The organism is Mycoplana sp. MJR14, from assembly GCF_029210525.1.
Taxonomy (GTDB): domain Bacteria; phylum Pseudomonadota; class Alphaproteobacteria; order Rhizobiales; family Rhizobiaceae; genus Mycoplana.
Window position 1 is genome coordinate 151,614 of record NZ_JARGEO010000005.1, and the last position, 11,901, is coordinate 163,514.

At 67.1% G+C, this 11,901-nt stretch carries 11 protein-coding genes; 5 read left to right on the forward strand and 6 right to left on the reverse strand.

Translation table 11 applies throughout. The annotated features are described in order from the left end of the window. Window positions 1-32 precede the first annotated feature (32 nt). Together P0086_RS14045 and P0086_RS14050 are read right to left on the reverse strand one after the other, a co-directional pair. A complete protein-coding gene (locus P0086_RS14045; RefSeq protein ID WP_112606751.1) occupies window positions 33-395 on the reverse strand; it encodes a response regulator in 363 nt (120 codons plus the stop codon). 107 nt (window positions 396-502) lie between these two features. Continuing rightward, on the reverse strand, window positions 503-1,147 hold the full coding sequence (locus tag P0086_RS14050; protein ID WP_275786536.1) for a histidine phosphotransferase family protein: 645 nt from the start codon (window positions 1,145-1,147) through the stop codon (window positions 503-505). 211 nt (window positions 1,148-1,358) lie between these two features. Between P0086_RS14050 and P0086_RS14055 the strand changes: the two genes are divergently transcribed. Then, on the forward strand, window positions 1,359-1,946 hold the full coding sequence (locus P0086_RS14055; RefSeq protein WP_112593810.1) for an EipA family protein: 588 nt from the start codon (window positions 1,359-1,361) through the stop codon (window positions 1,944-1,946). 121 nt (window positions 1,947-2,067) lie between these two features. Further along, window positions 2,068-3,231, forward strand: a complete 1,164-nt coding sequence (locus P0086_RS14060; RefSeq protein ID WP_275786539.1) for a hypothetical protein — start codon at window positions 2,068-2,070, stop codon at window positions 3,229-3,231. Between the two features lie 39 nt (window positions 3,232-3,270). On the opposite strand, the gene P0086_RS14065 is transcribed toward P0086_RS14060, so the two are convergent. Beyond that, window positions 3,271-4,101: an RNA methyltransferase gene (locus tag P0086_RS14065; RefSeq protein WP_275786542.1), complete on the reverse strand. Its 831-nt coding sequence runs from the start codon at window positions 4,099-4,101 to the stop codon at window positions 3,271-3,273. A 7-nt stretch (window positions 4,102-4,108) separates the two neighbouring features. Further along, window positions 4,109-4,495, reverse strand: coding sequence for a hypothetical protein (locus P0086_RS14070; RefSeq protein ID WP_112593807.1), 387 nt, complete (start codon window positions 4,493-4,495; stop codon window positions 4,109-4,111). A 37-nt stretch (window positions 4,496-4,532) separates the two neighbouring features. On the opposite strand from P0086_RS14070, the gene P0086_RS14075 reads away from it, so the two are divergent. The 3 genes from P0086_RS14075 (at window position 4,533) to rpoH (ending at window position 7,811) form a co-directional block, all read left to right on the forward strand. Beyond that, window positions 4,533-5,555, forward strand: a complete 1,023-nt coding sequence (locus P0086_RS14075; RefSeq protein WP_148651923.1) for an RluA family pseudouridine synthase — start codon at window positions 4,533-4,535, stop codon at window positions 5,553-5,555. Between the two features lie 368 nt (window positions 5,556-5,923). Next, complete coding sequence (locus P0086_RS14080; protein ID WP_275786547.1) at window positions 5,924-6,709, forward strand: class I SAM-dependent methyltransferase; 786 nt, start codon at window positions 5,924-5,926, stop codon at window positions 6,707-6,709. Window positions 6,710-6,905: 196 nt separating this feature from the next. Next, window positions 6,906-7,811 carry an RNA polymerase sigma factor RpoH gene (gene rpoH, locus P0086_RS14085; RefSeq protein WP_112593805.1) on the forward strand — a complete coding sequence of 302 codons (906 nt, stop codon included), beginning with the start codon at window positions 6,906-6,908 and terminating at the stop codon, window positions 7,809-7,811. A gap of 209 nt (window positions 7,812-8,020) precedes the next feature. Here the strand turns inward: rpoH and P0086_RS14090 are convergent, their stop codons facing one another. Together P0086_RS14090 and P0086_RS14095 are read right to left on the reverse strand one after the other, a co-directional pair. After that, window positions 8,021-10,330, reverse strand: coding sequence for a hypothetical protein (locus P0086_RS14090; RefSeq protein WP_275786550.1), 2,310 nt, complete (start codon window positions 10,328-10,330; stop codon window positions 8,021-8,023). 132 nt (window positions 10,331-10,462) lie between these two features. Further along, on the reverse strand, window positions 10,463-11,767 hold the full coding sequence (locus P0086_RS14095; protein ID WP_112593803.1) for an adenylosuccinate synthase: 1,305 nt from the start codon (window positions 11,765-11,767) through the stop codon (window positions 10,463-10,465). Window positions 11,768-11,901: the final 134 nt, after the last annotated feature.

The window sequence follows — 11,901 nt, forward strand, 5'->3', positions numbered from 1 at the left end:
GTTGTTGTTCAGGTGCCCGCGGCGCCTGCAGGTCAGGCGGCGATCGACAGGTTGGCGAAGACGCTGGTGAGGATCTTGCGGTCGAATGGCTTCAAGAGGAAGTCGTCGGCCCCTGCCCGCTTGCCCATCATCATCTTCTTCAGGTCGGCCTCGACCACGCAATAGAAGATGCGGACGGTATCGCCCTTCGGCAGCATGCGGATGTTGCCGATGAGCTCGAGCGCGCCGTCCATCGTCGAATCCACGATCACGACATTGGGAAGGTCGGCCTCGCAGCGGACGAGGGCTTCGAGCGAGTTCGATGCTTCGAGCACGAGATAGTCGAGGTTCGAGAGGATCCTCTTCCCGACCTTGCGGACGACATCCGAGCCATCCGCAATCATGATGCGCCGCATGATCTGCTCCAATTCCCCGCTCGCACGAACGGCCGATTATGAAGCAAGTGTAGCCGTGCCTGGCAAACAAATGGTTACCGTTCGGCCCGCCGCGTGCCTGGAATCGCTCAGGCGGCGAGCCTGGCGACGAAGGTGATCTCCTCCGCCGACGGGACGACCTCCAGCGTCATCCCCGCCTCCTCGGCGAGCAGGACGGTGTAGTAGGGCTGGATGGAATGCGCGTCGACGGCTTCCTCGAGATGACCGGAAAGCATCTCGGTGAACTTCGGCGGCACGCGCAGCATCCGGCCCTTGGCCGTCAGCCGGAACTCGGCATCGAGGTCCGGCCGCTCCAGCGTGACATCGATCGAGCCGCCGCGCGGGATCGCGCCATAGGCGACGAGAAACAGGTTCAAGAGCAGCTTCACGCGGTTCTTGGCGACGATCGCCCGCGGACCGCTCCAGGTCACCTCGGTCTTCTTCTCGGCCGCGGCGAAATCGCGGGCGGCCTTCTCGGCCTCTCCGGTGTCGATCGAGGCGCCCACCGAACCCGAGGCGCCGAAGGCGAGCCGGGCGAACTTCAGCCTGACCGAGGCGTTCAGCGCGCTGGTGCGGATGAGGTCCATCGCGTCCTCGTCGGCGCCACCCTCGTCCAGCAGCTCCAGGCCGTTGTTGATCGCGCCGACCGGGGAGATGACATCGTGGCAGACCCGGCTGCAGAGAAGCGCCGCCAGGTCGGGACCACTGAGGGTGAGGTTCGGATTCTTCGTCATAAAGCTCTCCAAAGACCGCAACCGCCGGTCTCCGTTCATGACCGGCGGGGCGCGCATGTTTCCAATTGTCACTTAACACGCGGAGGTTGCGCGGAGCAGTTTCAATTAGAAGTCAGCCATAAAGACACCACATTTGGTAAACCGATTGTTAACACGATCCGGTCAAATTGAAATCCATCACAGCGTCCCGAACCATGACGAGGGAAGAGACATGCGTGTTTCCAATTTGACCAGGAGGACGGTCCTGCGCGGTGCGATCGGCGGCCTCGCCCTCGCCCACCCCGCGTTCTCCTTTGCCGCGCAGCCCGCCGGCAGCTCCACCTATTCGGCCCAGGAGATCGTCGACGCCGGCCACAACTTCTTCGGCTCGACCACCGGCGGCCTCGCCAAGGTCGTGGAGCGGGCCTTCCAGTCCTACGGGCTGCCGAACGGCTACATCCTCGGCCAGGAGGGCTCCGGCGCCTTCGTCGCCGGCCTGACCTATGGCGAAGGCGAGATGAACACCAAGAACGCCGGCAGCCATGCCGTCTTCTGGCAGGGCCCGTCGCTCGGTCTCGACTGGGGTGGGCAGGGCAGCCGCACGATGATGCTCGTCTACAATCTGCCCGACGTGAACGCCCTCTACACCCGCTTTGCCGGCGTGTCGGGCTCGGCCTATGTCGTGGCCGGCGTCGGCATGACGGTGCTGACCGAGCAGAACATGGTGATCGTGCCGATCCGCACCGGCGTCGGCGCCCGCCTGGGCATCAATGCCGGCTATCTGAAGCTGACCCGCAATCCCACCTGGAACCCCTTCTGAACGGCGGCCGAACACCGTCCTGCCGCAACTGCCGAAATTGCGCGAGGCCCCTGTGCAACGGGGCCTCGTCGGCTATAGTGGCGCAGGATGGGGATGACGGAACAACGGGACAGGCGTCGTCGTGATTGAATATGCGCTGCTCTTCGCCCTCGGCTTTCTTGCGGCCACGCTCGTCGGCCTGATCGTGGCCCCTGCGATCCAGCGCCGCATCGTCGCCTATACCGAAAACCGCATGAAGGCGACCACGCCCCTGAGCCCGCAGGAAGTGCGCGCCCAGACGGACATGGCGCGTGCCGCCTTTGCCGCCGAGAACGCCCGCCTGTCGCAGAGCCTGGTGCGCGAGCGCGACAAGGGCACGCGGCTCGCCGTCCAGACCGAGGCGCTCAAGCAGGACGTCAGCCGGCTGGCCGCGGAGAACGCCGACCTCAGGGCGCATATCGAGGAAATGGATGTCGGCGCCGGCGAACTGCGCTCGACCCTGCGCAACGACGACCTGAAGTACCAGCAGCTCAAGGCCAAGCTGGATGCCGCCGAGCGGGAGATCCTGCACAAGAAGCGGGAAATCGAGATCCTCAACGCCAATCGCGATTTGATCCAGTCCGATCTCAACGACACCATGATATCGCTTGCGGCGCGCGAGACCGATATCGAGAGCCGCGACAGCCGCATCCAGGCCCTGCGCCATGAGCGCGACAAGCTGCTCGCCGGCTTGCGGGCCGCGCAGGCAAACCTCAAGGAGACGGCGCAGAAGCTGTCGCGCGAGGAAGGCCGCACCCGCCAGCTGGAACAGAAGCTGGCGCGCGAACAGGGCCAGGCCGCCGGCAAGGTCACGCCGCTCGATCGTCACCTCGCCGACGCCGGCCGGCCGCGCGAGAGGGCGAAGACCGCCGCGCCCTCGTCGCGGACGCCGGTGAATGCCGAGCGGGCGGCCGAGATGACGCCGCTGCTTGCCACGCCGCCCGAGGCGCCCCTGCTCGCCCACGGCAACGGCCACGAGGCCGCCGCCCCCGCTGGCGGCGTCGACATCCACGCGATCGAGGCGGACGTACGCGACCGGAGTGTTGCGATCACGCAGCGACTGTCGGACGCCCCGACACAGGAAACGGATGCTGCGCTGCGCGAGGACATGGCCGACATCGCCGCCAAGATGATCGTTCTGACCGATGCGCGCGAGGGTGCCGCCTCGCCGCTCCGCAGCCTGCTGGACCAGGCGCCGCCGGCTTCCGATCCCCGCCGCCTCAGCCTCGCAAGGCGCGCCAAGGACATGCTGCCGCCGCGCGAGTGAGCGGGCGCCGGCCGCAGCCGCAATTCCCCCGCGCCAATGTCAGCCGATGCGCCCCTTGGCCAGCGCCATCTGGTAGAGCGCCACCCCGCTTGCGGTCGCGACGTTGAGGCTGTCGAGCCCCGGCTTCTGCGGTATCCGGGCCGTATGGAAGCGGGACAGGATCGCCGCCGGCAGCCCCTCGCCTTCCGTGCCCGCCACCAGCGCCAGCCGCGCCGACGGCACGATGCCGCCGATTGCCGTCTCGCCCCGCGGCGACAGCGCCCAGATGGCGAAACCCGCGCCGGCGAGGCCCTCGAGCAGGTCCTGCGCGCGTCCCCCTCTGGCGAAGGGAACGCTGAGCACGGCGCCGACCGAAACCCGGATCGCCTTGCGATAGAGCGGGTCGCAGCAGGTTTCGTCGAGCAGCACGGCATCGACGCCGAACGCCGCAGCGTTGCGGAAGAGCGAGCCCATGTTGTCGTGGTTGGAGATGCCGCAGGCGGCCAGCACCAGGCTGTCGGACGGCAGCGATGCGATCAGGCCGAGGGCGGTGGGTACGGCCTCCCGCCGCCCGATCGCCATGACGCCGCGATGCATGTCGAAGCCGGCGATGGCGTTGAACACGTCCCTGTCGGCCACATGGACGGGCACGCTTGCGGGCAGCCGTTCGAGGATCTCCGCCACGCCGGCGAGGCGGTTCTCCAGGATCAGCACCGCCTCCGCCCGGAAGCGCCCGCCCACTGCATGCGACGCCGCCAGCATCCTGAGCACCACCGTTCCCTCGGCGACGAAGCGACCTTCCCGGCCCACCAGGTCGCGCTCCCGGATCGCGCGGAATGCCGCGATCCGCGGATCGTCGGCCGCGGCGATCCGGATCGGGACGCCGGCCATCGGGCTGCTAGCGGCCGTTGACGTCGATGTCGGCCACGATGCGGCCGGCAGCGATGTCGAACAGGATCGCCTTGCGCGCGCCGTCTGCGAGCGTGCCGTAGAACAGGATCTGGCCGCCCGACTGGGAAACGGAGGCGACGGTGAAGCCGTCGGGCAGCGTCACGGCGCCCGAAAGCGGCGCATCGCTCGGGACGGCAAGGCCGGTCGCGAGCGCGCTTTCGGGCTTGCCTTCCGTCCGCGTCACCTTATAGACAATGGCCGCGAGCACCGCCATGAACATGACGAGCATGATGCCACCGGAGACGAGCTGCAGGCGGACCATCTTGCGCCGGACATTCTCCATTGCAGGGTCGAGCGGCTTGTCTTCCTGTTCAGCTGCATCGAAATTCGACATGGGCGGTAGCGTCTCCGACAATCAGGACAATCATTGAATGAGCGCCCCCTTTAAACAAGCAGACGACACAAGGAAAGTCCTGACCGCCGGCGAGGACGCCACAGGCCGGCTGGACGCCTGGCTGGCAGACGCGCTCGGCGGCGAACATTCGCGAAGCCGCATCAAGGCGCTGATCGAACAGGGCGCGGTCAGCATCAACGGCACGGCGATTACCGAGCCGAAGAAGAAGGTGCATCCCGGCGATGCGATCGCAATCGAGCTGCCGCAGCCGGAGGATCCCGAGCCGCAGGGCGAGGACATTCCGCTCGACGTGCTCTACGAGGACGAAGACCTGATCGTCCTCCTCAAGCCTGCCGGCCTCGTCGTCCATCCGGGCGCCGGCAACTGGACCGGCACCCTTGTCAACGCGCTGATCCACCATTGCGGCACGAGCCTGTCGGGCATCGGCGGGGTCAAGCGCCCCGGCATCGTCCACCGGCTCGACAAGGAGACGAGCGGCGTCATGGTCGCCGCCAAGAACGATGCCGCCCATCGGCACCTTTCCGCCCAGTTTGCCGATCACGGCCGCAACGGCCCGCTGGAGCGCGCCTACCAGGCCGTCGTCTGGGGCCGGCCGCGGCAGCTGCGCGGCACGATCGACGCCCCGCTCGGCCGCGCCGGCGACCGCACGAAGCGGGCGGTGAAGCGCGAGGAGAGCGACGACGCCCGCGAGGCGATCACCCACTACGAGGTGATCGAGCGCTACGGCGAGAAGCCGGACGCGACCTGCCTCGCCGCCCTCGTCGAATGCCAGCTGGAAACCGGCCGCACCCACCAGATCCGCGTGCACATGGCCCATATCGGCCATCCGCTGATCGGCGACCCTGAATACGGCGCCGCCTTCCGCACCAAGGCCAATCTCCTGCCCGAGCCAGCGCGTGCGGTCGTGAACGCCTTCCACCGCCAAGCGCTGCATGCGCATCTCCTCGCCTTCGAGCATCCCCGCACGGGCGACGTCATGGAATTCGAGGCGCCGATGCCGGCGGACATGCAGGACCTGGTCGACGCCCTGCGCCGTTAGCCGTCTTTCCCGCCGTTACCGGCCCCGCTCGCGGGTCGGGAGGAACTCCGCGCCGCAGCAATCGAGCGAAAATACTTCGGCGTGGCGGCTGTTCTGTACGGTAACGTTCTCTCCATGAAAAAGTACTTCACAGAAAGTTCCCAGATATTCTCCATGCAAATCAACAAACTACAAGAAACACGCCTTTCATGATTGCAACTCCTTCCGGCAACCGGAAATAGAGACAAACTTTCGCTCCATTTATCCATCTTGCTGCGCTGCAAAATACACGATCCGGGAGATGATCGAGAATCATCGCGAAGGCATTCCGACGGCAAATGAAATGTCGGGGCCCGAATACTGGAATGAGAAACAGGTGCACGCACAGGATGAACGCGTCTCTCCGCAAATTCATTTTCAATGATCTGCAGACGGTCGAAGGCTATATCGACCCGCCAGACGCGCTCGTCTATCTTTCCCTGCTGCAGGCGCAGGACAGGGCCGGCATGGGCGGCGGCGTTGCCGAGATCGGCGTCTTCTACGGGCGCTCCTACTACCTGATGAAGAAGATCGTCGGCGATGCCGGCAAGGTCCTCGCCATCGATCTTTTCGACCTCGGCGAGGCCGCCGATGGCACGCCGACCCAGTACCATCGCTTTCTGGACTACGGAAAGCGCCTCGGCCTGACGGTGGACCAGGATCTGGTCATCAAGGGCGACAGCACTCGCCTCAGGCCGTCGGACATCACCGACCGCCTCGGCCGGGTTCGCTTCTTCAGCATCGACGGCGGCCACATGCTGGGCCATGTCGTCTCCGACGCGGCCCTTGCCACCGATGCGCTCGCCGAGCACGGCATCATCGCCTTCGACGACACCTTCAATCCGGCCTGGCCGGAGGTGACGGTCGGGGTGGCGGATTTCCTGCGGGAGCGGGCCGACACGTTCTCCGCCTTCTGCATGACGAAGTACAAGACCTATGTCTGCCGCCGCGCGTTTCACGACGTCTACTACCGCGCGATCCGCGAGGCGCCGGACCTTGCCGCCTTCCGGCATGTCGATACGCAGTTTCTCGGCTCGAAGACGGTCCGGCTGCACAATCCGATGGGCCGGCGCATGGTCTACGAACTGATGGTGCACGCCGGCATGCGCGGCCTTTCCGAGCGCGTCTACCGCTGATCGGGCCGTCGGGAATCATTACGCATTTGTAATGTTGTAACGGCTTCGTGATGCCTTGAATCACCCTTTCGCCGCACTTATCTGATAGCTGGGTTGGTGCGGGGTCGGAGAAGGCCCGCGCCATGTCGGCTTGCCTTTCAGCATGCTTCGCTAATTCGACAGAGGGAGCCGATCAAAGATCGGAAAGGGGTGCTTTATGGCCCGCAATACATTGCCGTCCATCACCGCCGGTGAAGGCGGTCTCAATCGATATCTCGACGAAATCCGCAAGTTTCCCATGCTTGAGCCGCAGCAGGAGTACATGCTCGCCAAGCGCTACCAGGAACATGACGACCGCAACGCCGCCCATCAGCTCGTGACGAGCCACCTGCGCCTCGTCGCCAAGATCGCCATGGGCTATCGCGGCTACGGCCTGCCGATCGGCGAAGTCATCTCGGAGGGCAATGTCGGCCTGATGCAGGCCGTCAAGAAGTTCGACCCCGAGCGCGGCTTCCGCCTGGCGACCTATGCGATGTGGTGGATCAAGGCCGCGATCCAGGAGTACATCCTGCGCTCCTGGTCGCTGGTGAAGATGGGCACGACCGCGAACCAGAAGCGGCTGTTCTTCAACCTGCGCCGCATGAAGGGCAAGATCCAGGCCATCGAGGATGGCGATCTGCGCCCCGACCAGGTCTCCGAGATCGCCACCAAGCTGCAGGTGTCCGAAGAGGAAGTCGTGTCGATGAACCGTCGCCTGTCCGGCGACGCCTCGCTGAACGCGCCGATCAAGGCCAGCGAAGGTGATTCCGGCCAGTGGCAGGACTGGCTCGTCGACGACCGCGACAGCCAGGAAGAGACGCTGATCGAACAGGACGAACTGGAAACCCGCCGCGCCATGCTTTCGCGCGCCATGGGCGTCCTGAACGACCGCGAACGGCGCATCTTCGAGGCCCGCCGGCTGGCGGAAGACCCGGTGACGCTGGAAGAGCTCTCCACCGAATTCGACATCAGCCGCGAGCGCGTCCGCCAGATCGAGGTCCGCGCCTTCGAGAAGGTGCAGGAGGCCGTGGTCAAGCTCGCCGCCGAGCAGGCCAATGCCGTCCGGGTGATCGAGCAGGCCTGACCGCGGCCGGCGACGACGCCGCATGAAATTCGGCCCGCCCGGTTCCGCATCGGGCGGGCCTTTTCGTTCCCGCGATGGCCGGCCCTTGCCGCCTCAGTCGAACCATCCGCAGCCTTTGCCTGGCGCAAGGGACGGCGTCAGCCGCGATGCAAACGAAGAAGGCCCCGCACATCGTGCGGGGCCTTCTCTCGTAGCAGTCGGAAAACGTGCTACTGGCTGTCGGCAGCCGGTCCGAGCGCCGCCCAGGCGTTCATCACGTTGTTGAACACTTCCGCGCCCGAGGCGCCCTTCTCCAGCGTGATCAGCGCGCGCCTGCCGTTGCGGTAGGTGATCGGAATGTCGATCCAGTCGCGCGTCTTGAGCAGTTCCGTGTTCCGGGTGATCGCGTCCGGGAAATCGTTCAGCGCGATCATGTGGAAGTCCTCGGTGATCTTCGCCGGGACGGCGATCAGCGGATCGCCGCGGTCCTGCTCCGTCCGCTTCATCGCCACGCGCTGCACGCTGTCGATGTTGCCGCCCTCGAAGTTCGGCGGCAGGGCGAAGACGATTTCGACCAGATGGCTCGCCGGCAGCGACCGGTCGGCATTGCGACGGATCGTCACCTGGGCGGTCAGGCCGTTCGACGGCGCGTTCAACTGGGCGCGGATGACCGGCTCCGCCTTGGCGTCGCCGCCCGGGCTGTCCTCCGCCTGCGACCAGACGACGGTGCCGTCGATCGCCGTCGGCGCGGACTGGCCGAGGCGCTCCTCGTAGATGAACATCTTCTGCGTCACGCCGATCGGCGCCTGCTCCGCGGCAGCGCCCGCCGCGGGCGGCGTTGTGGTGGCAGGCGACGTAGCGCCGGCAACTGCGCCCGTACCGGGCGTTGCCGCGCCGGGGGTTGCCGGAGGCGTTCCGGCGGTTGCGGCCCCGTCGGTCGCCGTCTCGCTGGCGGCCGGACCTGCCGGCGCGCTGACCGGATCGGTGGAGGCGACTTCGGTCGACTGCTCGGCGACCGACTTGCCTTCCTCTCTGGCGGCCTGGCCCACAACGGGCGCAGGTCCGTCGTCGGCCTCGGTGCCGTCGGGCAGGAGGCGCTGGGTGAACTTGGTGCTGCCGGCATCAGCGGAGGCGACCTGCGTTTCCGGCGCCTGCCCCTGGCCGTCCGGGTTGGTCGCCGCCGCATCGCTGTTGCCTTCGGCGGGAGCGGCGCCCGGCGCGGCCGGAGCCGGCGCGGTCAGGTCCGCCACCATCCCGTCGATCGCGTCCTTGTTCAGCCAGTAGGCGGCACCGGCGCCGCCGACCACCGCAAGGGCGGCGACGACGGCTGCGATCCTGCCGACGCTGATGCGACGCTTGCGCGGTTCGGCGCGAAACGAGCGCTGGCCGGCGCGGGCAGCGGCCGGGGCCGGCTCGCTCGTACCGACCCGGTCGTCAGCCGGCTGCGGGCCGGCACTGTCATCCGTCTTCGGCTGGTAGCCGATCAGGTCCTCGAGATCGCCCCAGGCATTGTCCGTGGCCTTGCCGGGCTCGCGCTTCGGCTCTGCGGCCGGCGCGGGCGAGCGGGCATCCTCCGGCCACGTCCACTCCGGCGCCAGTTCGGCGGAGACGTCGGGCGTTTCCGCATGCGTCGGCTCGTCGAGGGCGGGGTACTGGTGCAGGCCGCTATCCTGCTCGTCCGGAATCTGCGCCTCCGTCCAATCCCACTCGGGCGAGGTGGCCGGCATGCCGAGCGTGGCCTCGACCGGCGCGGGCGCATCGACCGCCTGCGGCTGCCACGCGGCTTCGTCCGCATGCGCAGGCGCCTCCGCGTGCTCGACGAAGGCTGCGTGGTCGTAGGCGGGATCGTCCACCGGCTCGAGGCCGATATAGTGGGGATGCTCGGCCGGCTCCGGCTCTGCCGCAGTCTCGTGATGGACGCGCTCGTCGCTCGAGGCGAACACCGGCGAGGGCTCACCCTCCACCTGCTGCGGCGACCACCCGTGTCCGGCTTCGGCCTCGGCCACATCAACCGGCGAAGACACGGCCTCGGCCGGCTCGCGGTGATCGTCGAACTCCGCCGCGGCGGGCTCGGGCGTCTCGTCGACGAAACCGGCATCACCCTGCGGCTGCGCGGCCACCGGTTCCTCGGCGACCGGCTCTTCGACGACCGGCTCCTCGGCGGCAGGATGCTCAGCGACGGGCTCGACCGCCGGGGGCTCTTCGGCGGCGGGGGCTGCGGCCTCCGGTTCTGTGGCCCAGCGGTCCTCCGCGACGACCTCCTCGTGCGCCTGCACGGCGGGTTCTTCGACCGGCGGTTCCGGCTCCTGCGGCGCGGGCTCGGGCGCGAAGGCCGGCTCCGCGGCCGCGGTCTCGATGGGTTCTTCGATCGGCGGCTCTTCGGCCGGCAGCGCTTCGGCGTGTTCGCCTTCGACCGCGGCAATTGCGGCCTCAAGCTTGTCGAGCTGGCGCTGGACGAGATCGTCCGACGGACGCGGATTCATCGCCTCGAGCTGCCGGCGGACTGCTCCGCGCGCCTTCTCGTAGACCTTGACCCGCATGTCCGGGGAATTGTCCGTGAGGCCATCAACGGCCCTACGAATGACTGCTACAAAATCCGCCATAAGAACTTTCTCGTGATCTCCGGCCTTTCGTGGTCGCGAATCCAGTCCGGAACAGTGTCAAATCAAATCTTAGTCCTCGAAGGGATCGGTCACAAGTATGGTGTCGTCGCGTTCCGGGCTGGTGGAAAGCAGCGCCACCGGAGCCCCGATCAGTTCCTCCACCTGACGGACATACTTGATGGCCTGGGCCGGCAGGTCGGCCCACTTGCGCGCGCCGACGGTCGATTCCTTCCACCCTTCCAATGTGATGTACTTCGGCACGACCCGCGCCTGCTGGCCCTGGCTTGCCGGCAGGTGATCGATCTCCTGGCCGTCCAGCGTATAGCCGACGCAGATCTTCAGCTCGTCCAGCCCGTCGAGCACGTCGAGCTTGGTGAGCGCGATGCCGGTGATGCCGTTGGTGGCGACCGACTGGCGCACGAGGGCGGCGTCGAACCAGCCGCAGCGGCGCTTGCGCCCCGTCACCGTGCCGAACTCGTGGCCGCGCTCGCCGAGGAACTGGCCGATCTCGTCGGTCAGTTCGGTCGGGAACGGCCCCTCGCCGACGCGCGTCGTATAGGCCTTGGTGATGCCGAGAATGTAGCCGAGCGCGCCCGGGCCCATGCCCGAGCCGGCAGCCGCCTGCCCGGCGACCGTGTTGGAGGAGGTGACGAAGGGATAGGTGCCGTGGTCGATGTCGAGCAGCGAGCCCTGCGCGCCTTCGAACAGGATGCGGGCGCCGCTGCGGCGTTCCTTGTCCAGCAGCAGCCAGACGGTGTCGCGGAACGGCAGCACCCGGTCGGCGACCGAGGTCAGCTCCTGCATGATCGCCTCGTGGCTGACTTCCGCCTCGCCGAGGCCGCGGCGCAGCGCGTTGTGATGGGTCAGAAGGCGGTCGACCTTGGCCGAAAGCGTCTCCAGGTCGGCGAGGTCCATCACGCGGATGGCGCGGCGGCCGACCTTGTCCTCGTAGGCGGGCCCGATACCGCGGCGCGTCGTGCCGATCTTCACGCCGCCGTTCGACTTGCCGGCCGCGTCCTCGCGGATGCCGTCGAGCTCGCGGTGCAGCGACAGGATCAGCGTCGCATTGTCGGCAATGCGCAGGTTCTCCGGCGTCACCTTGACGCCCTGCGCGGCGAGCCGGTCGATCTCGGCGCAGAGCGCGTGCGGGTCGACGACGACGCCGTTGCCGATCACCGCCATCTTGCCCGGGCGCACCACGCCGGAGGGCAGCAGCGACAGCTTGTAGCTGGTGCCGTCGATGACGAGCGTATGGCCGGCATTGTGACCGCCCTGGAAACGGACGACGATGTCGGCGCGCTCCGAGAGCCAGTCGACAATCTTGCCCTTGCCTTCGTCACCCCATTGGGACCCGATCACCACGACGTTCGTCATTTCGCTTATCCTGCCTCTTGCGAGCCATTTTCGGGGCACGCACTCTGAAAACCCGCGCATCTATACTGTGTAGTTTTCGTGAAAGCGACCCTGTTGTGGCAGCGCAACCTGCTTTTTAAATGGCGGAATCGGCA

What these genes read in the sequence shown, in the direction of transcription:
- P0086_RS14090 (WP_275786550.1), bottom strand. Translation starts at nt 10,330, where the DNA reads ATGCGGGTCAAGGTCTACGAGAAGGCGCGCGGAGCAGTCCGCCGGCAG.
- P0086_RS14070 (WP_112593807.1), bottom strand. Translation starts at nt 4,495, where the DNA reads ATGTCGAATTTCGATGCAGCTGAACAGGAAGACAAGCCGCTCGACCCT.
- P0086_RS14065 (WP_275786542.1), bottom strand. Translation starts at nt 4,101, where the DNA reads ATGGCCGGCGTCCCGATCCGGATCGCCGCGGCCGACGATCCGCGGATC.
- P0086_RS14045 (WP_112606751.1), bottom strand. Translation starts at nt 395, where the DNA reads ATGCGGCGCATCATGATTGCGGATGGCTCGGATGTCGTCCGCAAGGTC.
- rpoH (WP_112593805.1), top strand. Translation starts at nt 6,906, where the DNA reads ATGGCCCGCAATACATTGCCGTCCATCACCGCCGGTGAAGGCGGTCTC.
- P0086_RS14095 (WP_112593803.1), bottom strand. Translation starts at nt 11,767, where the DNA reads ATGACGAACGTCGTGGTGATCGGGTCCCAATGGGGTGACGAAGGCAAG.
- P0086_RS14055 (WP_112593810.1), top strand. Translation starts at nt 1,359, where the DNA reads ATGCGTGTTTCCAATTTGACCAGGAGGACGGTCCTGCGCGGTGCGATC.
- P0086_RS14075 (WP_148651923.1), top strand. Translation starts at nt 4,533, where the DNA reads ATGAGCGCCCCCTTTAAACAAGCAGACGACACAAGGAAAGTCCTGACC.
- P0086_RS14050 (WP_275786536.1), bottom strand. Translation starts at nt 1,147, where the DNA reads ATGACGAAGAATCCGAACCTCACCCTCAGTGGTCCCGACCTGGCGGCG.
- P0086_RS14080 (WP_275786547.1), top strand. Translation starts at nt 5,924, where the DNA reads ATGAACGCGTCTCTCCGCAAATTCATTTTCAATGATCTGCAGACGGTC.